Here is a 23,431-nt window from a genome sequence, read left to right on the forward strand (position 1 = left end):
GAGCCGGCGTTACGCCCGATTCGTCCCGGCCAACTTCATGATCGACCGTCGGTCCGCGCGGGGGCGGGGGCGGGGGCGGGGGGTGGGGGTCAGGGGGTGCGGACGGCGTCTAGGGCCAGCAGGGCCACGTGCAGGGAGAGGCACTGCTCGACGGAGTCGAGGTCGGCGTCGAGGATGCGGCCGATGCGCGCCAGCCGCTCGTAGAAGGCCGGCCGGGACAGGTGCGCCGCCGACGCCGCCGCCGACTTGTTCCGCCCCTGTTCCAGGTACGCCCGCAGCGTGCCGAGCAACTGCTCCCGAGGGTGCTGGGCGTCGTACGCCAGCAGCGGGCCGAGTTCACGCTCGACGAACGTCTGCAACCGGGGCTCGTCCCGCAGCAGGTGCAGCAGACCGGCCAGCCCGACGTGCGGCAGCCGGAAGCAGGGCAGGTCGCGGGGGTCCCGCCGGGCCGCCTCGGCGATCTGCCGCGCCTCGACCAGTGACCGGCGCGCCTCGCGCAGGCTGCCCACGCCGGACCCGGCCGCGACGACCACCGACGGGCGGGTCACCGCGTCGACGGACCGCGCCGCCCCAGACGATCCGCCCCGGCCACCGGGGTCGCCCTGGCGGGTCGGGCGGACAGCGGGCGGGCGGGCCGGGGCGGCGTCGAGGCGTACCCGGCGCAACGCCGCGGCGAACGCGGCGAGTGCCTTCTCCTCGTCGGCCGGGTCGGCCAGCGCCAGCAGCGCGCCCACCGCCTGGTCGTCGACGGCGCTGGTCAGGGCCGTGAGCTTGGCCTCCCGCAGGGCCGCGCCGACCGCCTCGGCCAGGTCGCGCAACCGGGCCGGGCCGGAGTCCTCGGGCAGGTCGGCGGCGTCGCCGGCCGCGTCGTCGGCGCGGTGCCGGACCACCACGCCGACCAGGTGCCGGCGGTCCAGGGTGACGCCGAGCGCCTTGGCGCGCAGGGCCACCTCGTCCACCGGGCGGGAATGGTCGATCAGCGCGGTCAGCAGGGTGCGGTGGATCTGCCGTTCCAGGCCCTCGGCGTCGCGCCGGATCAGCCGGCCCAGGGCCAGCGTGGAGGCGGCCCGCTCGATCAGGATGGTGAGCCGGGTGGGCGGGGTCGCCTCGGCCGCCGGCCAGCGCAGCAGCAACCGTCCCCAGTCCTGCCCGCGCGCGCCGACGGTGGTCACCAGCCAGCCGCTGTCCGGGTCGTACGCGGTCCGGCCGGCCGGGCGGATCTGCCGGGAGTGCTGCTCCCAGCCGTCCAGCAGCAGTTCCGCGCTCTCTCCCGCCGGGTCGTACGCGAGCACCTGGCGGGACAGGTTCTCCAGCACGACCGGGCAGCCGGCCAGCTCGGCGGCCTGGCGGAGCACCTCGGTCGGTTCGGCGCCCTCCACGGACAGCTCGGTGAACCGCTGGTGGATCTCCTCGGTGGCGCGCAGCTCGGTGAGCTGGGCGTCCACGATCAGCGCGTGCACCGCCTCGGTGATCCGCACGAACGGGGTGGCCCGGCGCAGCTCGACCAGGGGCAGTCCGCGCCGCTCGGCGGCGGCGGCCATCACCCGGGGCACCCCGCTGACGTAACGGCGGCCCAGCTCGACGACCAGCCCGGAGACCCCGACGTCGGCCAGGTCGCCGATGAACGCGCGCAGCCCCGCGTCGTCGGCGGGCAGCCCGATGCCGGTGGTGAGCACCAGTTCCCCGCCGCCGAGCAGGGTGGCGATGTCCGGCACCTCGGCCACGTGCACCCACCGCACCGGGCGGTCCAGCCCGGCGTCGCCGGCGACCAGGCGGGGCGCGCCGTGGCGCACCGGCACCAGGGCGAGCACCTCACGCACGGTAGGGAACACGGGCGACACGCTACCCTGCGTCACCGCCGCTGCCGAAGGCCCGCCCCGGGAGCCGGCCCGCCCGTCGACGCACCGCGCCCCGCTCAGTCGACGCCGAACTCCATCGCGGCGCGGTCGAGCGCCGCGTCCTCGGCGGAGGGGACGCCCCGGGAGGCGATGGCCTCCGCCCCGCCCTCGGGCATCGCGCCGATCAGCCCTGTCGAGGCCGCCTGCGCGGCGCCGACCATCCGCTGCGGGGTCGCGCCGCCGACCATGCCGAGGGAGGCGTACTGCTCCAGCTTGGCGCGCGAGTCGGCGATGTCCAGGTTGCGCATGGTGAGCTGGCCGATCCGGTCGGCCGGGCCGAACGCCGAGTCCTCGGTGCGTTCCATGGACAGCTTGTCCGGGTGGTAGCTGAACGCGGGACCGCTCGTGTCCAGGATCGAGTAGTCCTCGCCGCGGCGCAGCCGCAGCGTCACCTCGCCGGTGACGGCGGTGCCGACCCAGCGCTGCAACGACTCGCGCAGCATCAGCGCCTGCGGGTCCAGCCAGCGTCCCTCGTACATCAGCCGGCCCAGGCGGCGGCCCTCGGTGTGGTAGTTGGCCAGCGTGTCCTCGTTGTGGATGGCGTTGACCAGCCGCTCGTACGCGGCGTGCAGCAGTGCCATGCCGGGTGCCTCGTAGATGCCCCGGCTCTTGGCCTCGATGATCCGGTTCTCGATCTGGTCGGACATGCCGAGACCGTGCCGGCCGCCGATGGCGTTGGCCTCCAGCACCAGGTCGACCGCGCTGCCGAACTCCTTGCCGTTGATGGTCACCGGGCGGCCCTGGTCGAAGCCGATCGTGACGTCCTCGGTGGGGATCTCCACGGCGGGGTCCCAGAACCGGACCCCCATGATCGGGCTGACCGTCTCGATGCCGGTGTCGAGGTGTTCGAGCGTCTTCGCCTCGTGGGTGGCGCCCCAGATGTTGGCGTCGGTCGAGTAGGCCTTCTCGGTGCTGTCGCGGTAGGGCAGGCCGTGGGCGAGCAGCCACTCGGACATCTCCGTGCGTCCGCCCAGCTCGGTGACGAACTCGGTGTCGAGCCACGGCTTGTAGATGCGCAGCTGCGGGTTGGCCAGCAGGCCGTAGCGGTAGAACCGCTCGATGTCGTTGCCCTTGAAGGTGGAGCCGTCGCCCCAGATCTGCACGTCGTCGGAGATCATCGCCCGCACCAGCAGGGTGCCGGTCACGGCCCGGCCGAGCGGCGTGGTGTTGAAGTAGGCCCGTCCGCCCGAGCGGATGTGGAAGGCGCCGCAGGTCAGCGCCGCGAGTCCCTCCTCGACCAGGGCGGCGCGGCAGTCGACCAGCCGGGCGACCTCGGCGCCGTAGCTGAGCGCGCGGCCGGGCACCGAGGCGATGTCGGGCTCGTCGTACTGGCCGATGTCGGCGGTGTAGGCGCAGGGCACGGCGCCCTTGTCGCGCATCCACGCGACCGCGACGGAGGTGTCGAGGCCGCCGGAGAAGGCGATGCCGACGCGTTCACCGATGGGCAGGGAGGTGAGAACCTTGGACACAGGAAAGATTATGCGTCAAGGCGCATGGTCATGCAAGCGAATCCTCAGAGCGGGTCGTCGCGACCCAGCTCCCAGAACGCCACCGCCGCCGCGGCGGCCACGTTCAGCGAGTCCACTCCGCGCCGCATCGGCAGAACCACCCGCACGTCGCTGGCCGACTGGGCCGCCTCGGTCAGGCCCGGCCCCTCGGCCCCCAGCAGCAACGCGGCCCGCTCCCGCTGCGCCGGGGTCAGCCGCTGGATCGGCACCGCGTCCGGCGCCGGCGTCATGGCCAGCACCGTGAAACCCGCCTTCCGCACCTGGTCCAGGCCCGCCGGCCACCGCTCCAGCTTCGCGTACGGCACCGCGAACACCTCGCCCATGCTCACCCGTACGCTGCGCCGGTAGAGCGGGTCGGCGCAGGTCGGCGACAGCAGCACCGCGTCGACGCCGAGCGCCGCCGCCCCGCGGAAGATCGCGCCGAGGTTGGTGTGGTTGTTGACGTCCTCCAGGACCACCACCCGCCGGGCGGCGGCCAGCACCTCGTCGGCCGACGGCAGCGGCCGGCGGTGGAACGAGGCCAGCACCCCCCGGTGCACGTGGAAGCCGGTGGCCCGCTGGAGGACGTCCGGCGTCGCGGCGTACACCGGCGCGTCCCCGGTGTCCAGGTCGGCGAGCTGGTCCACCCGCTTCGCGTCGACCAGGTACGACCGGGCCGGGTAGCCGGCGCGCAGCGCCCGCCGCAGCACCAGCTCCCCCTCGGCGATGAACAACCCGTGCGGGGGCTCCCAGCGGGTCCGCAGCTCCACGTCGGTCAGGGCGCGGTAGTCGGCGATCCGGTCGTCGTCGGGGTCGGTGATCTCGTGGACGGGCACCCGACGATTCTGCCCCGACCCGCCCGGCCGCCCCGGCGCGGGCCGGTTTCCCCCGCCCGAGGCGGGGAAGGGACCGGGGAAGCGGACAGCGGCGACGAAGGGACCACCACGATGGGCGCGGACCACAGCGGGGACGGCGGGCTGCCCCGCAACGCCACGGTCGCCGACTACCTGGTGGCCCGTCTCGCCGAGTGGGGGGTGCACCGCTACTACGGCTACCCGGGCGACGGGATCAACGGGATGACCTCGGCCCTGCAACGCGCCCAGGACCGCGCCCGGTTCATCCAGGTGCGCCACGAGGAGACCGCCGGCTTCGCGGCCGGCGCGCACGTCAAGTACGGCGGCGGCCCGCTCGGCTGCGTGGTGGTGACCAGCGGCCCGGGCGCGATCCACGCGCTCAACGGCCTCTACGACGCCAAGCTCGACCACCAGCCGGTGGTGGCGCTGCTCGGACACACCGCGCTGCCCGCCGAGGGCGGCGGCTACTACCAGGAGGTGGACCTGCTCGCGCTCTACAAGGACGTGGCGTCGGCGTTCCTGGCCCAGCTCGACGACCCGTCCCAGGCCCGGCACCTGGTGGACCGGGCCTGCCGCACGGCGCTGGCCCGGCGTACCGTGACCGCCCTGGTCCTCCCCTCCGACGTGCAGGACGAACCGGCGGTGCCGCAGCCGCCGCACGCGCACGGCTATTACCACACCAGCGCCGTGCCGAGCAGCCCGCCGACCGTGCCACCGGCGGACGACGTCCGCCGGGCGGCCGAGGTGCTGCGCGGCGGCGAACGGGTCGCGATGCTGGTCGGCCAGGGCGCGCTCGGCGCCGAGGACGAGGTACGCCGGATCGCCGACCGGCTCGGCGCCGGGGTGGCCACCGCGCTGCTCGGCTTCGCCGCCGTCGACCACCGGCAGCCCTGGGTCACCGGCGCCATCGGCCTGCTCGGCAGCCGCCCGAGCTGGCAGCTCATGCGGGAGTGCGACCGGCTGCTGATCGTCGGCAGCCAGATGCCGTACTCCGAGTTCTATCCGCCGGAGGGGCAGGCCCGGGCGGTGCAGATCGACCGGGACGGCAGCCGGATGGGGCTGCGCTACCCCACCGAGGTCAACCTGACCGGCGACGCCGGGCCGACGCTGCGCGCCCTGCTGGACGAGCTGGGCCCGGGCCCGGCGCCGACCGCCTGGCGGGCCACGATCGCCGACGCCACCGGAAAGTGGCGGGCGGCGCAGCGCGAGCTGGCCGAGCAACCGGCCGAGCCGCTCAACCCGCAGCTGCTGTTCGCCACGCTCGACGACGCGCTGCCCGACGACGCCATGCTCGCCGTCGACTGCGGCACCGCCACCGCCTGGTACGCCCGGCACCTGCGGGTCCGCCCGGGCATGCTGGCCAGCCTCTCCGGCACGCTGCTGTCGATGGGCGGGGGCATGCCGTACGCGCTGGCGGCGAAGTTCGCCCACCCGGACCGCCCGGTGATCGCGCTGATCGGTGACGGGGCGATGCAGATGAACGGCGTCAACGAGCTGATCACGGTGGCGAAGTACTGGCGGGAGTGGGCCGACCCCCGGTTCGTGGTGCTGGTGCTCAACAACCGGGACCTGGCGTTCGTCAGCTGGGAGCAGCGGTCGAGCGAGGGCACGCCGATGTTCCCGGACAGCCAGGACCTGCCGGACGTGGCGTACCACCGGTGGGCCGAGGTGCTCGGGCTCGGCGGCGAGCTGGTCGACTCCCCGGACCGGGTGCCGGAGATGTGGCAGCGGGTGCTGCGCGCCGACCGGCCGACCGTGATCAACGCGGTGGTCGACCCGGCGGAGCTGATGCTGCCGCCGCACTTCACCGCCGAACAGGCCCGCAAGACGGCCGCCGCGGTGCTGCGCGGGGACAGCGACCGCGCCGGCATCCTCCGTCGCGGCGTGCCCGCCGCCCTCGCCACCTACCGCCCCCGCCGCCGCGGCCGGTGACCGGTCACGCCCGCGCGTAGCGCAGCAGCACCGAGCGGCCGTCGAAACCGCGCGTGTCGACCAGCCGCAGGTCCTGCCGGGCCAGGTCGGGCAGCACCTGCCGTCCGCCGCCGAGCAGCACCGGGTGCACCACCACCTGGAACTCGTCGACCAGCCCGAGCGCGGCCAACGCGGTCGCCGCGCCGGTGCCGCCGGTGAGCAGCAGATCCCCGTCGAGCTGGTCGCGCACCTCGACCACCTCCGCGGCCAGGTCGCCGCCGCCGACCACCCGGGCGCCGTGGTCGGCCTCGGCGAGCGTGCGGGAGACGACCACCTTCGGGGTACGCCGCCAGATCGGCGCGAACGCCAGGTCGTGCGGGTGGTCGGAGATCGACTCGACCCGAGGCCAGTAGGAGGACATCATCTCCCACACCCGCCGCCCGTAGAGGAACGCGCCGGCCCGCTTGGACAGCTTCTGGGAGTACGCGGACAGCTCCTCCCCCATCTCCGGCCAGTCGAACTCGCCGTTCGGCCCCTCGATGAAGCCGTCGACCGACTGGTGCACCCAGTAGATGATCTTGCCCATGGTGTGTTCCTCCGCGTACCGGTGCGCCCCGACGGGCGCGCTCACCGGTGGGTCGGAGCCGCCGCGACGGATCCGACACCCCCGCGACGATTCTTGTCCAGGACGGCCGGCCTCCGGGTGCGTGACCCGCACCGACATCGGGGCTCCGGCGCACCTGCGCGCGGGACGCCGCCCTGCCGGGTCAGGCGGCCCCCGCCGCTACCGGACGCGGTGAGCGGCGGGAACCCGCCTGACCGCTAGCCGCGGCCCTGGAGCCAGCGGAGCAGGTCCGACGGGAGGTTGTCGCGGTTCTCGTCGCGCGGGGTGGGACGCTGGGGTTCCTCGCGCGGCTGCGGGCGCCGCGGTTCACCGGCCAGTTCCCGGCTGGGCGCGGTGAAGTCGCGCACCGGCTTGCCGGCGACGGCCGCCTTGATGGTCCGGGCCACCGCGTCGATCACCTTCGCCTGCACGGCGGAGCCGACCAGGTCGGTGGAGTCGTCCGGGTTGGCCGCGATGCCGGCGACGGCGACCTGCGGGGTGAACCCGACGAACGTCTCGGTGGCGTTCCGCTCCGAGCTGCCGGTCTTGCCGGCCACCGGACGGTCCACGATCCGGTCGACGCCGGTGGCGGTGCCGCCGTTGCACTGCCCGTACGCCGACTGCTGGCCCACCGGGCAGCGGGCCGCGTCGGTGGCCGCCCGGGCCACGTCCGGCTCCAGCACCTTCTTGCAGTTCGGCTGCCCGACGTCGACCTTCCCGCCGTCCGGCGCGGTCACCGAGACCACCGGCAGCGGGGAGCAGTACGTGCCCTCGGCGGCCACCGTCGCGTACGCGTTGGCCAGGTCCAGCGGCGTGGTGGCGGCCACGCCGAGGGTGAACGCGCCCCAGTCCGCGGCGTCGTTCCGGGCGAACGCGGCATCCGAGTCGGCCCGGAAGGTGATGCCGAGACGCTGCGCCATCTCCACCACCTTGTCCTCGCCGACCTGCTCGGCGAGCCAGACGAAGTACGTGTTGACGGAGCGGCCGAAGCCGTCCCACATCATCCGGTAGCCGTCCATCCACTCCGGGTTGGCGTTGGCCGGGCACCACGTGCCGTCGCAGTTGCCCTCGTCGTCGGAGGCGTAGCGGGTGGGCAGCTTGCTCGGGGCGTCGAAACCGGTCGCCAGCGGCTTGCCGGCCTCCAACGCGGCCAGCATGGTGAACAGCTTGAACGTCGAGCCGGCCTGGTAGCCGTCGACGCTGGCGCCACCGGAGATCAGCGGGTTGACCGTGTTCGGGTGGTTGGCCTGCCCGGCCGGGTTGTCGGCCAGGCTGTAGTGCCGGTTGACCGCCATGGCAAGCACCCGGCCGGTGCCCGGCTCGACCGCCGCGATCGGCAGCGCGCGCTTGTCGTCGTACCCGTAGACCTTGGTGGCCTGCTGCTGCGCGGTCTGCTGGACCTTGGCATCGAGCGTGGTGGTCACCCGGTAGCCGCCGCGGCGCAGCGCCTGCTCCCGCTCCTCCGGGGTGCTGCCGAACGCCGGCTGGGTGAGCCACCACTGGCGCAGGTAGTCGCAGAAGAAGCCCCAGTCGTCGCGGCCCTGCGCGGTCGCGGTGCAGCCGTTGGGCTGGGCGGTCGGGCGCAGGGTGAGCGGCGCGGCCTTGGCCGCCGCCGCCTGCTGCGCGGTGATCGCGCCGGTCTCCGCCATCGAGTCCAGCACGTACGCCCGGCGGGCCGTGGCCTGGTTCTTGTCGCCGTCGATCGGGCTGTACGCGTCCGGCGACTGGACCAGGCCGGCGAGCAGCGCCGCCTCGCCGAGCGTCAGGTCGGCCGGGGCCTTGCCGAAGTAGCGCTGGGCGGCGGCGGCCACCCCGTACGCGCCGGAGCCGAAGTACGCGATGTTGAGGTAGCGGTTGAGGATCTCATCCTTGCTCAGCGACTGCTCCAGCGCGTTCGCGTACCGGATCTCCTGGAGCTTGCGCCCGACGGTCTGCTCGGTGGCCGCCTGCCGCTCCTCGGCCGTGCGGGTCGGGTCGGTCTTGAGCACGTTGCGGACGTACTGCATGGTCAGCGTGGAGCCGCCCTGCTCGGTGCCGCCGCCCTTGACGTTGGCGACCAGCGCGCGGGCGATGCCGCGCAGGTCGGCGCCGCCGTGCGAGTAGAACCGCCGGTCCTCGGCCGCGACGATCGCCTGCCGCATCACCGGGGCGATCTCGGCCAGCGGCACGTCGGTGCGGTTCACGTCGTAGAACGTGGTGATCAGGGTCTTGCCGTCGTTCGCGTAGAGGTAGGAGCGCTGCGGCTGGACCGGGGTGCGCAGCGCGTCGGGCAGTTCCTCGTACGCCCCGAGGCTCGCCTTGGCGACGAGCCCGCCGAGCAGGCCGGTCGGCAGCGCGGCCAGCGCGAGGACGAGCCCGGCGAGCACGCCGGCGAGCAGCACGGTGAGGAGCCGCGACAGCGGCGACCGGGGAGACGGCATGGGCTCCAGGATTGCCGCGAAAGCCGCCTACCGGCCACTTCGCCAGGCAACTGTCAGTTACCTCACGGCAACCGCTCAGCTTCCGCCGCCCGCGCCGAACCGGTCATCCGGCGGCAAGCGGGCCGTCCGGTGACGAGGGCGCGGCCGGGGCGGCGGCGACGCTGGCGGTGGCCGCGTCCCGGGCGATCGTCTCCGGGACGAGGCGACCCGAGCGGTAGCCGATGCCGATGCCGGCGACCAGCACGAAGATCGCCCCGAACGTCTGGAGCGAACCGATCAACGCGCCGCCCAGACCGAGCAGCGGAGCGGCGATCATCAGCATGGTGCCGTCGCCGTAGGAGAACATCCCCGAGCGGGCCACCGACCAGCCGGTGAGGAACCACCCCACGCTGTAGCAGGTCGCCCCGAACAGCACGATGCCGCGCGCGGTCAGCCCGAACACCGGCGTCTGCTCGGCCAGCCCGGCGAACGGCAGCATCAGCACCATCCCGCCGATGCTGGCCAGCAGCCCGGCCAGCGCGATCCGGCGGCAGCGGGTGGCGGCGAGCAGGCCGGTGAGCGCGAGCAGGGCTAGCAGCCCGAGCCAGACCGACGCCACCCAGCCGACCAGGTAGAGCGGCTGCCCGTCGGCCGGGTAGGGGTCGTTGCCCACCCCGCCGTCGCTGGCCATCGCCACCACGCCGTAGAGGACCGCGTACGCGGGCAGCAGCCAGACCGCCGCGCGGGCGAACCGGCGTACCGACCAGGCCCAGCTCGCGTCCGTGGCCGGCGCGCCCCGCCCCGGCTCGGAGACGAACGGCAGGACCCCGAACCCACCCCCGGTACGCCGCGAGCCGAGCGGTCCACCGGGATCGTGCGCGCCGGGGACCGGGGTCCGGGAGAAGAGCCGGTTCGCCGGTTCCTTCATGCGTCACCTCGCTCGCGCCACGGGCCGCCCGGGACACGCAAACGGCGCTCCGGGCCTGGTCACCATCCGTCCTCTGCACCGATGGTGGCAGGCGCCGGAGCGCCGTATGAGCGATTCTCGGATTTGCCGGTCAGCCCCGCTCGCGCTGGTCCGACGGGTCGTTGAGCAGGCTCGCCGGGGAGACCGGCTCCGGGGCCGGCAGGCCCTGGGGGGCGTTGCCACCGGTGGCCTGCGCCTCCGCGACGCGTACCTCGTCGTGGATCTCCTGGGCCGCGACGGCCGCGGCCTGGGCCGCCTCGGCGGCCTCCCGCTCGACCTCGCCGGCGGTCTGGCTGGCCCCCGGCGCCGGCGCGTCGCCGGCCATGTTGGCCAGGCCGCCCAGCGCGCCGCCCATGCCCTCCAGGGCCTTGGTCAGCTCGGTCGGGACGATCCACACCTTGTTGGCCGTGCCGTTGGCGATCTGCGGCAGCGCCTGGAGGTATTGGTAGGCCAGCACCTTCTGGCTCGGGTTGGCGGTGTGGATCGCGTCGAAGACGGTGCGGATGGCCTTGGCCTGACCCTCGGCCTGGAGGATCCTGGCCTGCCGGTCACCGTCGGCGCGCAGCACCGCGGCCTGCTTCTCACCCTCGGCGGTGAGGATCTGCGACTGCTTGTGCCCCTCGGCGTTGAGGATGGCGGCGCGGCGGTCCCGCTCGGCTCGCATCTGCTTCTCCATCGAGTCACGGATGCTCGGCGGCGGCTCGATCGCCTTGATCTCGACCCGGGTCACCTTGATGCCCCAGCGGCCGGTGGTCTCGTCCAGCACGCCGGACAGGTGCCGGTTGATCTCCTCGCGGCTGGTCAGCGCGCGCTCCAGGTCCAGCGAGCCGATCACGTTACGCAGCGTGGTGACGGTGAGCTGCTCGATCGCCTGGAGGAAGTTGGAGATCTCGTAGGTGGCCCGGACCGAGTCGACCACCTTGAAGTAGAGGACGGTGTCGATCGAGACGACCAGGTTGTCCGAGGTGATCACCGGCTGGGGCGGGAAGCTGACCACCTGCTCGCGCAGGTCGACCTTGGTGCGCACCGCGTCCACGAACGGCACCAACAGGTTGAGACCCGGGTTCAGCGTCCGCTTGTACTTACCGAGCCGCTCCACCACGTCCTGACGCTGCTGCGGCACGATCCGCACCGCCTTGGCCAGCGTCACCACCACGATGACCGCCACGGCGATCAACAGGATCGCTGCAAACTCCATATGGTTCACCCTCTCGCTTCGGGCAGCTCGCCCGGGGCGGAAATGTCGTCCTGCCAGACCAGGGCGGTCGCGCCCCGGACCTTTATCACCTGCACACGCTCACCCGGCGCGTAGCGTTGCGTCGCGTCGTACGACCGGGCCGTCCACAGCTCACCATCGATCTTGACCATCCCGTGGTCGGCGTCCACCGGCTCCAGGACCACCGCGCTCGACCCCTCGATCGCCTCGACCCCGAACGGCTGCTCGCCGGTCTCCAGCGCCGAGCGGGCGTTGCGGCGGATCACCGGCCGCGCCACCGCCACCGACAGCGCCGAGACCACGGCGAAGATCACCGCCTGGAGCGCCACCGGCGCGCCCAGCGCCGCGGCGCCGGCGGCGGCGAATGCGCCGACGCCGAACATGATCAGGAAAAGCGTCGTCGTGAAGATCTCGGCGACCGCCAGCACCACACCCAGCACGATCCAGAACACGGCGTCCACGAGACCAATCGTGACACGTCAACGCACGTGTCATCGAACTGTCATGATCGCTAGGCTCGGCCCAGTGCCCGCCGACGAGGAGGACGAGATGGCTCTGCTGCCCGAGACCGCACGCCGGGTGGACCTGCTGGTCGCCCGGGCCCAGGCCGAGGGGCACGCCCCGTCGCTCGCCCTCGGCGTGGTCCGCGACGGCGGGCTGGCACACCTGGCGGTCGCCGGCGAGCAGCCCCGCCCGGACGGCGACCTGCAGTACCGCATCGGCTCGATCACCAAGACCATGACCGCCGTGCTGGTGATGCAGCAACGCGACGCCGGGCGACTGGCGCTGGACGACCCACTCGACACCCACCTGCCCGGCACCCCGGTCGGCGCGCTCACCGTGCGCCAGCTGCTCGGGCACGCCAGCGGCCTGCAACGCGAGCCGGACGGCCACTGGTGGGAACGCGCCGAGGGCGCCGACCTGGACACGCTGCTCGCCGGTCTGACGCCGGCGAAGATCGCCCACCCGCCGCACCGCGTCTATCACTACTCGAACCTGGCGTACGGGCTGCTCGGCGGCGCGTTGGAGCGGATCACCGGCACGCCCTGGGCGGACCTGGTGCGGGAGCGGCTGCTGGAGCCGCTCGGCATGCGCCGCACCACCTACCACCCGACCGAGCCGTACGCCCCGGGCTACGTCGTGCACCCCTGGCACGACACGCTGCGGGAGGAGCCGCGCACCGACACCGGGGCGATGGCGCCGGCCGGGCAGCTCTGGTCCACCGTCGCGGACCTGGCCCGCTGGGCGACGTTCCTGGCCGACCCGGACCCGGGGCTGCTCGATCCCACCACCCTGACCGAGATGTGCGCGCCGGTGTCGATCAGCGACCTGGACTCCTGGACCGGCGGGCACGGCCTCGGCGTGGAGCTCTACCGGGTCGGCGACCGGGTCTACGTGGGCCACGGCGGCTCCATGCCCGGCTACGTCGCCGGCCTGACCGTGCACCGGCCCACCGGCACCGCCGTGGTCGACTTCGCCAACTCGTACGGCCTGCGCGGCGGGCACCACGTCTCCGGGCTGGGCCGCGACGTGCTCACCCACGTGCTCGACGCCGAGCCGCCGCTGCCCGCCCCGTGGCGCCCGGCCCCGCCGCCCGGCGCCGAGGCGGCCGAGCTGACCGGTCACTGGTGGTGGATGGGCCTGGCGCACGAGTTCCACGTCGACGCCGCCGGCGACCTGGTGGGCGGTCCGGCGGGGCGGGCGCCGCTGCGCTTCACCCCGGAGGGACCGGACCGCTGGCGCGGCCACGCCGGCTCCCAGCACGGCGAGATCCTCACCGTCATCCGCGACGAGACCGGAACGGCGGTCGCCCTCGACATCGCCACCTTCGTCCTGACCCGCACCCCCCACCAGACCCCCTGACCCACCCGCGAGGGCGGTGATCAAGGGGTTTGGGTCGGTGTGGATCTCCAGGCGGGCGTGAACTCCTTGATCACGGAGCAGGGAGGGCGGGGCGGGGATCGGGCCGGCTGGGCCACGGTCTCGTGGTCGACGGCAGCACTGAAACCACTACGCAGGCGAGGTCACGAAGTCGATCAACCGCTCCATGGCGTTGATGAGCGGCGTCTCGACGTCGGCGAAACTGTCCACCCGGGACAGGATGTGCCGCCACATGTCCGCCGGCTCGGCCACCCCGAGCGCGGCGCAGACGCCCTCCTTCCACGGCCGGCCGGGCGGCACCACCGGCCACGCCGCGATGCCCAGCGCCGCCGGCCGCACCGCCTGCCACACGTCGACGTAGGGGTGCCCGGTGACCAGCACGTACGGCGAGTCCACCCGCGCCACGATCCGACTCTCCTTGGAGCCGGCCACCAGGTGGTCGACCAGCACGCCGAGCCGCCGATCCGGGCCGGGCGCGAACGCGCGCACCTCCGCGGGGAGGTCGTCGATGCCGTCGAGCGGCTCCACCACCACGCCCTCGATCCGCAGGTCGTCGCCCCAGATCCGCTCCACCAGCGCGGCGTCGTGCACGCCCTCCACCCAGATCCGGCTGGCCTTGGCGACCTGCGCCCGTACGCCGTCCAGCGCGATCGAGCCGGACGCGGTGCGCCGCCGGGCGGCCGGCACCGGCGCGCGGGCCGGCCGGCGCAGGGTGACCGGGCGGCCGTCGAGCAGGAACGCGGCGGGCAGCAGCGGGAAGTTGCGCCGCCGCCCGTGCCGGTCCTCCAGCACCACGGCGCCGGACTCGAAGCCGACCACCGCGCCGCAGAACCCGGAGTCGGCGTCCTCGACCACCAGGTCGGGTTCGGCGTCGACCTCCGGGATCGCCTTCCGTCGCCGCCAGTCGCCCGCCAGCACGTCCCCGTCGTATCGCCCCGCCATGACGATCACGCTAACCACCGGCCCGGCGTGTCGCTCGCCGACGCGCCGACCGTGACGCCACCGGGCGACACGAAACGGTGCGAAGGGGGTAGTTGGGGGCAGGTCACGCCGCCGGAGCGGCAGCCGAGACAGCGGCGGCGGGGAGCACGTACCCTTTCCGCATGTCCTCCCCCGCAACGGGCGCGGCCACGCTGGCTCCGCGCCGGTCGAGCCGGTTCGTCGCCTGGGTACGTGCCTGGCGCGCCGGTCTGGTGCCCTTCGACGAGGTCGCCGACGCCATCGCCGGCGACGAGGAGCATCTGGTCGCGGACGCGCCCGGCACCTGGACCGACGTGTCCCTGCGGGAGGCGCTGCCCAGCCTGGCCCGGCACTCCCCGGACGAGATCCGCCTGGTGCTGCCCGCGCCCGGCGACCCGCGCGGCCTGCCCGGCCCCGGCGACTTCACCGGCGCGGCCCTGCTCGCCGGCGAGGCCGTGGTGGCCAGCGGGCTCGGGCTGGTGCCGGAGGTCCGCACCCACACCTCCGGCTCGGGCATGACCTGGGAGACGGTGCTCTGGCGGGTGCACCCGCTGCCCGCCGACGCGCCGAAGGCGTCGCTCACCTCGCCCGGCGCGGCCGAGGCGGAGGCGGAGCTGGCCGCCGCGCTGGCCGAGACGACCGCGGCGCTGACCCGGCTGGACGTCGCCCAGTGGCGCCCGGAGCTGGCCGGCGCGCTCGCCGCGCTGCGCCGCCCCGACGGCACCACCGACCTTCCCCCGGGCTTCGACCCGCGGGCGCGCCGGCTGTTCGCCCGCGCGGCCGTGCTGGACCGGGTGCTCGCCCTGGCCGGAGAGAGCGCCCCCGGCGGCGCGGTGAACACGTTCGAGGCCCAGCAGCGGGACGCGGCGCTGCGGCCGCTGACCACCGCCTGCCGACAGGCCCTGGTGGCCGCCTGCAACGCCCCGCTGCGGCTGTGACGCCCCGGCTCAGATCTCGTCGATGAGGTCGGCCACCGAGTCGACGATCCGGGACGGCCGGTAGGGGTAGCGCTCCGCCTCGACCCGGCTGCTGATGCCGGTGAGCACCAGGATCGTCTCCAGCCCGGCCTCCAGGCCGCAGAGGATGTCGGTGTCCATCCGGTCACCGATCATCGCGGTGGACTCCGAGTGCGCGTCGATGGTGTTCAACGCCGAGCGCATCATCATCGGATTCGGCTTGCCGACGAAGTAGGGATCCACCCCGGTCGCCTTGGAGATCATCGCGGCCACCGAGCCGGCCGCCGGCAGCGCGCCCTCGACCGACGGGCCGGTGGCGTCCGGGTTGGTGCAGATGAACCGGGCGCCGTCGTTGATCAGCCGGATCGCCTTGGTTATCGCCTCGAAGCTGTAGGTGCGGGTCTCCCCCAGCACCACGTAGTCCGGGGCGAAGTCGCTGAGCACGTAGCCCACGGCGTGCAGCGCCGTGGTCAGGCCGGCCTCACCGATCACGTACGCGGTGCCGCCCGGCCGTTGGTCGGCCAGGAACTGCGCGGTGGCCAGCGCGGACGACCAGATCGCCTCCTCCGGCACGTCCAGCCCCATCCGGGCCAGCCGGGCCTGGAGGTCGCGCGGGGTGTAGATGGAGTTGTTCGTCAGCACCAGGAACGGCTTGCCGGAGGCGCGCAGCTTCTGGACGAACTCCGGGGCGCCGGGCACCGGCTGCCCCTCGTGCACCAGCACGCCGTCCATGTCGGTGAGCCAGCTCTGCACCGGCTTGCGGTCATGCATCGTGTCGTCCCCAGGGGTGTCGGTGGTCGGTTGGGCTCAGGGCCGGCGGGCCGCGGGCACGCAGCACAGCGCCGGGCAGGTGTCCCAGGCCGGCAGCTCGCCGAGGCGGCGGCGCAGCCGCTCCCCGTCGGGGGCGGTGCGCTCCGCGACCAGCTCGCGGACCATCGCCACGAACCGTGGGTCGGTGCCCGGCGTGCCGGCGCGGACGAAGTCCAGGCCGAGCTGCTTGGCCGTCTCCAGCGCCTCGGTGTCCAGGTCCCAGACCACCTCCAGGTGGTCGGAGACGAAGCCGATCGGGCTCACCACCACGCCGGTCACGCCCTGCTCGGCCAGGCTGGTCAGGTGGTCGTTGATGTCCGGCTCCAGCCACGGCACCTGAGGCGGGCCGGACCGGCTCTGCCAGACCAGGTCGTAGGGCAGGTCCGGGGCCGCGGCGGCGTGCACCAGCCGGGCGGTCTCCTCCAACTGGGCGGTGTACCGGCCGCCGTGCGGGCCGGCGGTGGCGGCCGCCGAGGCCGGGATCGAGTGCGCGGTGAAGACCAGCCGGGTGCTGTCCCGCTTCGCGGGGTCGAGCTGGGCGAGCGCGGCGCGGACCGCGTCGGCGTGCGGCTCGACGAAGCCCGGGTGGTCCCAGAACTGGCGCAGCTTCTCGATCAGCGGGGCGTCCGGGCCGACCGCGGCCCGCGCCGAGGCGATGTCCTCCTGGTACTGCCGGCAGGAGGAGTAGCCGCCGTAGGCGCTGGTGACGAACGCCAGCGCCCGGGTGACCCCGTCGTCGCGCATCCGCGCCACCGTGTCGGCGAGCATCGGGTCCCAGTTGCGGTTGCCCCAGTAGACCGGCAGGTCGACGCCGTTGGCGGCGAAGTCCTCCCGGATCGCCGCGAGCAGGTCGCGGCACTGCTGGTTGATCGGGGACACCCCACCGAAGTGCAGGTAGTGCTCGGCCACCTCGGCCAGCCGCTCCGGCGGCACGCCCCGCCCCCGGGTGACGTTCTGCAGGAAGGGGAGCACGTCCTCGGGCCGCTCGGGACCACCGAAGGAGACCAGCACCAACGCGTCGTACGCCATGGCCCCTATTCTTCCCCGCCCGCCGTGACGCTCGTGCGACGCCCCCGGCTCATGGCGGTAACGCCCGAGCGGGCAATGTCAGGAGGGGCCCCTTGTTATGCAGAATGCGTTAACAAGGGGCCCCTCCTTACACCTCAGGCGCCGATGGCGTGGTAGCCGCCGTCGACGTGCACGATCTCGCCGGTGGTGGCCGGGAACCAGTCGGAGAGCAGCGCCAGGCAGGCCCGCGCGGCCGGCTCCTGGTCGGTGAGGTCCCAGCCCAGCGGGGCCCGCTGGGCCCACGCCTCCTCGAACTGGTCGAACCCGGGGATCGACTTGGCCGCGATGGTGCGCAGCGGCCCGGCGGCCACCAGGTTGCTGCGGATGCCCTGCTTGCCCAGGTGCAGCGCCAGGTAGCGGGAGGCGGACTCCAGGCCGGCCTTGGCCACGCCCATCCAGTCGTAGACCGGCCAGGCCTTGGTCGCGTCGAACGTGAGGCCCACCACCGAGCCGCCGGAGGACATCAGCGGCAGCGCCGCCATGGCGAGGGACTTGTAGGAGTAGGTGGAGACCTGGAGCGCGGTCGCCACGTCCGCCCACGGCGCGTCGAGGAAGCCGCCGCCGAGGCAGCTCTGCGGGGCGAACCCGATCGAGTGCACCACCCCGTCCAGGCCGTCGACGTGCTCGCGTACCCGGTCGGTCAGACCGGCGAGGTGCTCGTCGTTCGTGACGTCCAGCTCGATCACCGGGGCCGGCTCGGGCAGGCGCTTGGCGATCCGCTCCACCAGGGAGAGCCGACCGTAGCCGGTGAGCACGACCTGGGCGCCGTTCTCCTGGGCGAGCTTCGCCACGGAGAAGGCGATCGAGGCGTCGGTGATGACGCCGGTGACCAGCAGCCGCTTACCGGCCAGGAGTCCGGACATTGCGCAGTTCCTCCGTGCTCTCTCTCAGTGACCCATGCCCAGGCCGCCGTCGACCGGGATGACGGCGCCGGAGATGTAGCCGGCCGCGTCCGAGGCCAGCCAGGTGACCACGGCGGCCACCTCCTCCGGCTCGGCGAACCGGCCGGCCGGGATGGCCTTGCGGTATTCGGTGCGGCGCTCCTCGGGCAGCGCCGCGGTCATGTCGGTGTCGATGAAGCCGGGCGCCACCACGTTCGCGGTGATGTTGCGGCTGCCCAGCTCGCGCGTGATGGAGCGGGCCACGCCCACCAGGCCGGCCTTGCTCGCGGCGTAGTTGACCTGACCGGCGCCGCCGTAGAGGCCGACCACCGAGGAGATGAAGATCATCCGGCCCCACCTGGCCCGGAGCATCTTCGTGGAGGCCCGCTTGGCGACCCGGAACGAGCCGGTCAGGTTCGTCTCCACCACCCGGGTGAACTGCTCGTCGGACATCCGCATGATCAGCGTGTCGTCGGTGATGCCGGCGTTGGCGACCAGCACCTCGACCGGGCCCAGCTCGGCCTCGACGGCGGCGAACGCGGCGTCGACGGAGTCGGCCTCGGTCACGTCGCAGCGCACCCCGAAGAACCCCTCGGGAGCCTCGCCGCTGCGGTAGGTCACCGCCACCCGGTCGCCCTGCTTGGCGAAGGCCTGCGCGATGGCCAGGCCGATCCCCCGGTTTCCGCCGGTCACCAGCACGGTACGGGCCACGGGTCCCCCTCTGCTCCTGATCTCTCGGTCGGTCGGAGCCTAGGGGTTACCGACAGGTAAGCGCTAACCCGACCAGGTCAGCGGCGCGCGCGGCCGGCGGGCATCCACCGCTCGGCGGGGGTCACCCGGGGCCGGTCGGCCGAGCGCGCGCCCGACCCACCCCCGGTGTACGATGATCGCGTCTGCGGGCCGTTCTGCGCCCGCGCTCCGGGCCCCGCCGAACGCAGGAGGTGATCGCTGTGCGAGATAGCGATCCTCCCAGTCGTGGCCGGGCCCACCGTCAGCCCCGCTGAGCCACGGCTCGGTCGACGCGGCTGACCCGCTTCCCGCCCCCCGCACCGCATCCGCTCCCCGGCCCGCGCCGGGATCGGCCCTGCCGCGCGGCGGAGCACCCGGTCACGACTTCGTGTGCGTCCCTCCCGGTCCACCCTGCGGCCCGCGTCACCGGGCCGACCGTCGCCACGGAGCACAATCATGAGCCGTTACGCCGCCCCGCTGGGCTTCACCCTCGCCGCCGTCTGGGTGGCCGTCCTGTTCGTGCTGGCCGGCGGCGGTCACTGACCGCCGCCGACCCGCGCCCGGCTCAGATCAGGCGGGACGTCCAGAGCAGGCTCAGCCCACCGGCGCAGAGCGCCAGGAGCAACGCGATCCCCGCGTACCACTGGGTGATCTCGCGGGGCTCGGTGCGGTAGCCGATCGAGCTGCCCATGTCCTGGTAGACCTGTTTCAGCTCGCTCACCGACGCGGCCTCGTAGAAGAAGCCCTGGGTCGTCTCCGCCAGTTGGGAGAGCGCGCTGCGGTCCACCGGCACCCGCTGGAGCTGGCCGCCGATGTCGACCTGGCCCGAGTCGGTGCCGAAGGCGATGGTGGAGACCGGCACGTTCGCCGCCTGCGCCGCCGCGGCCGCCTCCTCCACCGACCGGCCCGACGTGCGGTAGCCGTCGGAGAGCAGCACGATCCGGGCGGGCGGGATGCCGGCGGCGCCGTCGGCCGGCACCGACCGGATCGCCTCCAGGCAGGTGAAGACCGCCTCACCGGTGGCGGTGGCCTCGGCCAGCACCAGCCCGTCGATGGCGGTGGTCACCGCGCCCCGGTCCTTGGTCGGCGGCACCAGCACGTTGGCCGACTTGGCGAACGAGACCAGCCCCAGGTTGTAGCTCTCCGGCAGCTCCCCGACGAACTGCTTCGCGGCCTCCTGCGCGGCCTCCAGTCGGTTCGGCGCCACGTCGTCGGCCTGCATGGACAGCGACACGTCGATGGCGAGCATCACGGTGGCCCGTTCCAGCGGCTCCCGGGTGTCGATCGCCGGCCGGGCCAGCCCGGTGGCCAGCACCAGCAGGCAGAGCAGGAACGCGGTGGCCGCGGCGTGCCGCCGCCAGCCGAGCCCCTTGGGCGCGAGCGTGCGCAGCAGGTCCACGTTGGTGAAGCGCAACGCGTACTGCCGGCGGTGCAGCTGCCGCCAGACGTACGCGGCGGCGAGGGCGAGCACCGGCAGCACGGCCAGCAGCCACCACGGTTGCAGAAATCGGATCATCGGGTCGTCCCTCGGGTACGGGCGTGCCGCTGCGCGGCGACGAAACGCACCATGTCCAGCAGCCAGTCTCGGTCGGTACGCAGGCGCAGGTGGGCCGCGCCGGCGGCGCGCAGCTCGGCGGCGATCGCCCCGCGCTGGGCGGCCGCCGCCTCGGCGTAGCGGCGGCGCAGCCCCGGGTCGGCGGTCTGCACCTCGTGCAGCTCCCCGCTCTCCGGGTCGACGACCGGCAGCACGCCCACGTCGGGCAGTTCCAGTTCACGCGGGTCGACGATCTCGACGGCCAGCACGTCGTGCCGGACCCGCAGCTTGCGCAGCGGGCGACCCCACTGCTGCGGCGGGGACAGGAAGTCGGAGATCACCACCGCGACGCCCCGCCGGCGCGGCGGCCGGTTGAGCATGTCCACCAGCGCGCCGAGGTCGCTGCGGCCGGGCTGGATCTCGGTGCCGGCGACCGCCCGCAGCAGGCCCTGCGCCTCCTTCCGCCCGGCCCGGGCGGGCAGCCGGTGCAGCGAGCCCGGCCCGGCGGGCGGGGAGCCGCCCCGCCACCGGCCGGGCGTCGCCGGCGCCCCGGTGCCGACCACCGCGCCGATCCGGTTGCCGCCGCGCACGGTGAGGTGGGCCAGCGCGGCCACCGCGGCGACCGCCACGTCCCGCTTGAGCCACCGCCCGGTGCCGAAGTCGAGGCTGGCCGACAGGTCGACCGCCAGCCAGGTCTCCAGCTCGCGGTCCGCCACCGTACGCCGCACGTGCGGCATCGTGGTGCGGGCGGTGACCGGCCAGTCCATCCGGCGGACGTCGTCGCCGGGGCGGTACTCCCGGGACTCCCCCGCCTCGCTGCCCGGGCCGGGCAGCAGGCCGGCGTAGTCGCCCTGGAGCAGCCCGTCCAGTTTGCGGGTGACCATGAGCTGCAGCCGGGCCAGCACGGCGCCCGAGCGGTCGCCGGTGGCCGGCAGCCGGGTGGGCGGGGTCACGGCCGCTGCCCGGGCCAACCGTTGTGCGGCACGGCCACCGGTGGTGGCGTGGCCTGCTGGCGGGGCGCGACCGCGGGCAGCGGAATGGTCGACATCACCCGGTGCACGATGTGGTCGGCCGGCACGTCGTCGGCGAGCGCGTCGTAGCTGAGCACCAGCCGGTGGCGCAGGATGTCCGGCGCGATGTCCTGCACGTCCTGCGGCAGGGCGTAGTCCCGGCCGCGCAGCAGCGCCAGCGCGCGGGTGGCCCGGACCAGGCCGAGCGAGGCACGCGGGCTGGCGCCGTACTGGATGAGCTGGGCCACGTCGGGCATGCCGTGCTCGGCCGGGGCGCGGGTGGCGAGCACCAGCCGGACCGCGTAGTCGACCAGCGCGTTGTGCACGAAGACCTGGTCGGCCTTGTGCTGCAGGGCGATCAGGTCCGGGGTGTCGAACACCCGGGTCGGCTCCGGTGGCGCCACGCCCATCCGGTAGACGATCTCGCGCTCCTCGGCGTCGGTGGGGTAACCCACCACGATCTTCATGAGGAAGCGGTCCCGCTGCGCCTCGGGCAGCGGGTAGACGCCCTCCTGCTCGATCGGGTTCTGGGTGGCCATCACCAGGAACGGGTCGGGCACCCGGTGACTCTCGCCGCCGATGGAGACCTGCCGCTCGCTCATCACCTCCAGCAGCGCCGACTGGACCTTGGCCGGCGCGCGGTTGATCTCGTCGGCGAGCAGGAAGTTGACGAAGACCGGGCCCAGCTCGACGTCGAACTTCTCGCTGGACTGCCGGTAGATCCGCGTGCCCATGATGTCGGCGGGCACCAGGTCCGGGGTGAACTGCACCCGGGCGAAGGAACCGCCGACCACCCGGGCCAGGGTCTCCACGGCGAGCGTCTTGGCCACCCCGGGCACGCCCTCCAGCAGGCAGTGCCCGCGGGCCAGCAGCGCGACGAACATCCGCTCGACCATCCGGTCCTGGCCGACGATCACCCGTTTGATCTCGAACAGCGCCCGCTCCAGCAGCGTGGCGTCCTGCGCCGGCGTGGTGGTCGCCGGCGGCGGCGCGTCCGGCGCCGCCTCGGTCGGGTTCGGCACGTCGGGCGTGGTCGGCTGGGCCACCGGTCCTCCACAGCTGGGTCGTCGTCGTGGCGTGGTGCGCGTTAAGACTGTCATGCCTAGCTGAGAGCCGAGGGCGGGAGAGGCACGATTCCGCCGCGCCGTCCCACCGCGCGGAAAACGCTGAACACGGGTGGACAACAAGGGGTCCGGCGTGTGTACGATTCACCCCGTCGCCGGGCGGCTCCCCCCGTGGCCGCCCGGCGCTCAAACTTCCGGCGTGCGGCCCTAGACTCGCCCCGGTGACGACTCCCATCCCGGACCAGGCGCTGATCTGCTCGGCGCGGGGATGTCGCGCCCCCGCGGTGTTCCAGCTGCGCTGGCACAATCCCCGGCTGCACGCCCCCGAGCGGCGCAAGACCTGGCTGGCCTGCGCGGCGCACCGCGCCTCGCTCGGTGACTTCCTCGACGCGCGCGGCTTCCTGCGCGAGGTGGTGCCGCTGCCGGAATCGCCTACGCTCGAATCGTGAACGAGCAGACCGTCCGACCACGCGCCGTCCGCCGCCACGGCGGGTCCGCCCGGTGACCGGTGCCGACCGCGCCGGCCCGCCGCCCACTCCGCCCGGGCCGCTGGAGCCCTGGCCGGAGACGGTCCGCTGGCAGCCGATCTCCCGCGACCTGATCTGGGTGGAGCTGATCCGGCTCGGCATCCTGCTGGCCGTGGCGCTGGTGGTGCTCGGCGTGATCTGGGCCGTCGCCGGGCACTGGCTGCTCGGCGCCGCGATCGGCGTGGCGCTGCTGCTGTCCGCGTGGCGCGCGGTCACCATCGTGCGCGCGGTCCGCGCCTGGGGATACGCCGAACGCGACGACGACCTGCTCGTCCGGCACGGGCTGCTGGTCCGGCGGCTCTCCATCGTGCCGTACTCCCGGATGCAGTTCGTCGACGTGAGCGCGGGTCCGCTGGAGCGCGCCTTCGACCTGGCCACGGTGCAGCTGCACACCGCCGCGGCGGCCAGCGACGCCCGGGTGCCCGGCCTGCGCCCGGCCGAGGCGTCCCGGCTGCGGGACCGGTTGACCGCGTTGGGCGAGGACCGGGCGGAGGGCCTGTGAGCGGGCGGAGCGAGCCGGGGTCCGGCGGCGCTCCCCCGCCCCGGGAGGACCGGCCCGCCGGTCCGGAGCCGACGACGAACGGACACCCCTGGCCGCCCGCGACCGGCTACGGCCCGCCCGCCCCGCCGCCGGGCCACGAACCACCGCCCGGCCACGAACCACCGCCCGGTCAC

Annotated in this window: 21 protein-coding genes; 5 read left to right on the top strand and 16 right to left on the bottom strand. The window is 74.0% G+C overall.

The window, feature by feature from the left end; genetic code table 11:
• Positions 1–89 precede the first annotated feature (89 nt).
• The 3 genes from COO58_RS28185 to COO58_RS28195 form a co-directional block, all read right to left on the bottom strand.
• Positions 90–1,841 carry a PucR family transcriptional regulator gene (locus COO58_RS28185; protein ID WP_098747956.1) on the bottom strand — a complete coding sequence of 584 codons (1,752 nt, stop codon included), beginning with the start codon at positions 1,839–1,841 and terminating at the stop codon, positions 90–92.
• Positions 1,842–1,915: 74 nt separating this feature from the next.
• Positions 1,916–3,367, bottom strand: a complete 1,452-nt coding sequence (gene argG / locus COO58_RS28190; protein WP_098747958.1) for an argininosuccinate synthase — start codon at positions 3,365–3,367, stop codon at positions 1,916–1,918.
• 44 nt (positions 3,368–3,411) lie between these two features.
• Positions 3,412–4,221, bottom strand: coding sequence for an RNA methyltransferase (locus COO58_RS28195; protein WP_091573484.1), 810 nt, complete (start codon positions 4,219–4,221; stop codon positions 3,412–3,414).
• A 111-nt stretch (positions 4,222–4,332) separates the two neighbouring features.
• On the opposite strand from COO58_RS28195, the gene COO58_RS28200 reads away from it, so the two are divergent.
• Positions 4,333–6,171, top strand: a complete 1,839-nt coding sequence (locus COO58_RS28200) for a thiamine pyrophosphate-requiring protein (protein ID WP_091573483.1) — start codon at positions 4,333–4,335, stop codon at positions 6,169–6,171.
• 4 nt (positions 6,172–6,175) lie between these two features.
• On the opposite strand, the gene COO58_RS28205 is transcribed toward COO58_RS28200, so the two are convergent.
• From COO58_RS28205 to COO58_RS28225, 5 genes are all read right to left on the bottom strand, one after another.
• On the bottom strand, positions 6,176–6,736 hold the full coding sequence (locus COO58_RS28205) for a dihydrofolate reductase family protein (RefSeq protein WP_098747999.1): 561 nt from the start codon (positions 6,734–6,736) through the stop codon (positions 6,176–6,178).
• 236 nt (positions 6,737–6,972) lie between these two features.
• Positions 6,973–9,174, bottom strand: coding sequence for a transglycosylase domain-containing protein (locus COO58_RS28210; protein WP_098747959.1), 2,202 nt, complete (start codon positions 9,172–9,174; stop codon positions 6,973–6,975).
• 103 nt (positions 9,175–9,277) lie between these two features.
• On the bottom strand, positions 9,278–10,081 hold the full coding sequence (locus COO58_RS28215) for a hypothetical protein (protein ID WP_091573481.1): 804 nt from the start codon (positions 10,079–10,081) through the stop codon (positions 9,278–9,280).
• A gap of 130 nt (positions 10,082–10,211) precedes the next feature.
• Entirely contained in the window at positions 10,212–11,318 is a 1,107-nt protein-coding gene (locus COO58_RS28220; protein WP_091573480.1) for an SPFH domain-containing protein, read from the bottom strand.
• 5 nt (positions 11,319–11,323) lie between these two features.
• On the bottom strand, positions 11,324–11,797 hold the full coding sequence (locus tag COO58_RS28225) for an NfeD family protein (protein WP_098747961.1): 474 nt from the start codon (positions 11,795–11,797) through the stop codon (positions 11,324–11,326).
• 88 nt (positions 11,798–11,885) lie between these two features.
• Between COO58_RS28225 and COO58_RS28230 the strand changes: the two genes are divergently transcribed.
• Complete coding sequence (locus COO58_RS28230; RefSeq protein ID WP_098748001.1) at positions 11,886–13,199, top strand: serine hydrolase; 1,314 nt, start codon at positions 11,886–11,888, stop codon at positions 13,197–13,199.
• A gap of 147 nt (positions 13,200–13,346) precedes the next feature.
• On the opposite strand, the gene COO58_RS28235 is transcribed toward COO58_RS28230, so the two are convergent.
• Complete coding sequence (locus COO58_RS28235) at positions 13,347–14,159, bottom strand: DUF3097 domain-containing protein (protein ID WP_098748003.1); 813 nt, start codon at positions 14,157–14,159, stop codon at positions 13,347–13,349.
• Positions 14,160–14,320: 161 nt separating this feature from the next.
• Here COO58_RS28235 and COO58_RS28240 point away from each other — a divergent pair, with 161 nt between their 5' ends.
• Positions 14,321–15,115 carry a hypothetical protein gene (locus tag COO58_RS28240; RefSeq protein WP_091573478.1) on the top strand — a complete coding sequence of 265 codons (795 nt, stop codon included), beginning with the start codon at positions 14,321–14,323 and terminating at the stop codon, positions 15,113–15,115.
• A gap of 9 nt (positions 15,116–15,124) precedes the next feature.
• Here COO58_RS28240 and COO58_RS28245 read toward each other — a convergent pair whose 3' ends face one another.
• The 7 genes from COO58_RS28245 to COO58_RS28275 form a co-directional block, all read right to left on the bottom strand.
• Positions 15,125–15,904 (bottom strand): HAD-IIA family hydrolase, encoded by a 780-nt coding sequence (locus COO58_RS28245; protein ID WP_091573477.1) that lies wholly within the window; start codon positions 15,902–15,904, stop codon positions 15,125–15,127.
• 36 nt (positions 15,905–15,940) lie between these two features.
• Positions 15,941–16,972, bottom strand: coding sequence for a ferrochelatase (locus COO58_RS28250; RefSeq protein ID WP_091573476.1), 1,032 nt, complete (start codon positions 16,970–16,972; stop codon positions 15,941–15,943).
• Between the two features lie 134 nt (positions 16,973–17,106).
• Positions 17,107–17,874 carry an enoyl-ACP reductase FabI gene (gene fabI, locus COO58_RS28255; protein ID WP_098747963.1) on the bottom strand — a complete coding sequence of 256 codons (768 nt, stop codon included), beginning with the start codon at positions 17,872–17,874 and terminating at the stop codon, positions 17,107–17,109.
• 24 nt (positions 17,875–17,898) lie between these two features.
• Complete coding sequence (fabG, locus tag COO58_RS28260; RefSeq protein ID WP_091573474.1) at positions 17,899–18,603, bottom strand: beta-ketoacyl-ACP reductase; 705 nt, start codon at positions 18,601–18,603, stop codon at positions 17,899–17,901.
• Between the two features lie 583 nt (positions 18,604–19,186).
• On the bottom strand, positions 19,187–20,137 hold the full coding sequence (locus tag COO58_RS28265) for a VWA domain-containing protein (protein WP_091573473.1): 951 nt from the start codon (positions 20,135–20,137) through the stop codon (positions 19,187–19,189).
• The gene (locus COO58_RS28270; RefSeq protein ID WP_176559001.1) at positions 20,134–21,126 is read right to left on the bottom strand and encodes a DUF58 domain-containing protein; all 993 of its coding nucleotides are present in this window, start codon (positions 21,124–21,126) and stop codon (positions 20,134–20,136) included. Before COO58_RS28270 ends, COO58_RS28265 begins: the two co-directional genes overlap by 4 nt.
• Complete coding sequence (locus COO58_RS28275) at positions 21,105–22,211, bottom strand: MoxR family ATPase (protein WP_091573471.1); 1,107 nt, start codon at positions 22,209–22,211, stop codon at positions 21,105–21,107. The genes COO58_RS28270 and COO58_RS28275 overlap by 22 nt, the downstream gene beginning before the upstream one ends.
• A gap of 239 nt (positions 22,212–22,450) precedes the next feature.
• Between COO58_RS28275 and COO58_RS28280 the strand changes: the two genes are divergently transcribed.
• Together COO58_RS28280 and COO58_RS28285 are read left to right on the top strand one after the other, a co-directional pair.
• Positions 22,451–22,678: a hypothetical protein gene (locus COO58_RS28280; protein ID WP_098747965.1), complete on the top strand. Its 228-nt coding sequence runs from the start codon at positions 22,451–22,453 to the stop codon at positions 22,676–22,678.
• 52 nt (positions 22,679–22,730) lie between these two features.
• A complete protein-coding gene (locus tag COO58_RS28285) occupies positions 22,731–23,258 on the top strand; it encodes a PH domain-containing protein (protein ID WP_091573469.1) in 528 nt (175 codons plus the stop codon).
• Positions 23,259–23,431: the final 173 nt, after the last annotated feature.

Source organism: Micromonospora sp. WMMA1996, from assembly GCF_002573675.1.
Lineage (GTDB): Bacteria > Actinomycetota > Actinomycetes > Mycobacteriales > Micromonosporaceae > Micromonospora > Micromonospora sediminicola.

What these genes read in the sequence shown, in the direction of transcription:
- COO58_RS28230 (WP_098748001.1), top strand. Translation starts at nt 11,886, where the DNA reads ATGGCTCTGCTGCCCGAGACCGCACGCCGGGTGGACCTGCTGGTCGCC.
- COO58_RS28215 (WP_091573481.1), bottom strand. Translation starts at nt 10,081, where the DNA reads ATGAAGGAACCGGCGAACCGGCTCTTCTCCCGGACCCCGGTCCCCGGC.
- COO58_RS28205 (WP_098747999.1), bottom strand. Translation starts at nt 6,736, where the DNA reads ATGGGCAAGATCATCTACTGGGTGCACCAGTCGGTCGACGGCTTCATC.
- COO58_RS28220 (WP_091573480.1), bottom strand. Translation starts at nt 11,318, where the DNA reads ATGGAGTTTGCAGCGATCCTGTTGATCGCCGTGGCGGTCATCGTGGTG.
- fabI (WP_098747963.1), bottom strand. Translation starts at nt 17,874, where the DNA reads ATGTCCGGACTCCTGGCCGGTAAGCGGCTGCTGGTCACCGGCGTCATC.
- COO58_RS28235 (WP_098748003.1), bottom strand. Translation starts at nt 14,159, where the DNA reads ATGGCGGGGCGATACGACGGGGACGTGCTGGCGGGCGACTGGCGGCGA.
- COO58_RS28200 (WP_091573483.1), top strand. Translation starts at nt 4,333, where the DNA reads ATGGGCGCGGACCACAGCGGGGACGGCGGGCTGCCCCGCAACGCCACG.
- COO58_RS28210 (WP_098747959.1), bottom strand. Translation starts at nt 9,174, where the DNA reads ATGCCGTCTCCCCGGTCGCCGCTGTCGCGGCTCCTCACCGTGCTGCTC.
- COO58_RS28265 (WP_091573473.1), bottom strand. Translation starts at nt 20,137, where the DNA reads ATGATCCGATTTCTGCAACCGTGGTGGCTGCTGGCCGTGCTGCCGGTG.
- COO58_RS28240 (WP_091573478.1), top strand. Translation starts at nt 14,321, where the DNA reads ATGTCCTCCCCCGCAACGGGCGCGGCCACGCTGGCTCCGCGCCGGTCG.
- COO58_RS28250 (WP_091573476.1), bottom strand. Translation starts at nt 16,972, where the DNA reads ATGGCGTACGACGCGTTGGTGCTGGTCTCCTTCGGTGGTCCCGAGCGG.
- COO58_RS28245 (WP_091573477.1), bottom strand. Translation starts at nt 15,904, where the DNA reads ATGCATGACCGCAAGCCGGTGCAGAGCTGGCTCACCGACATGGACGGC.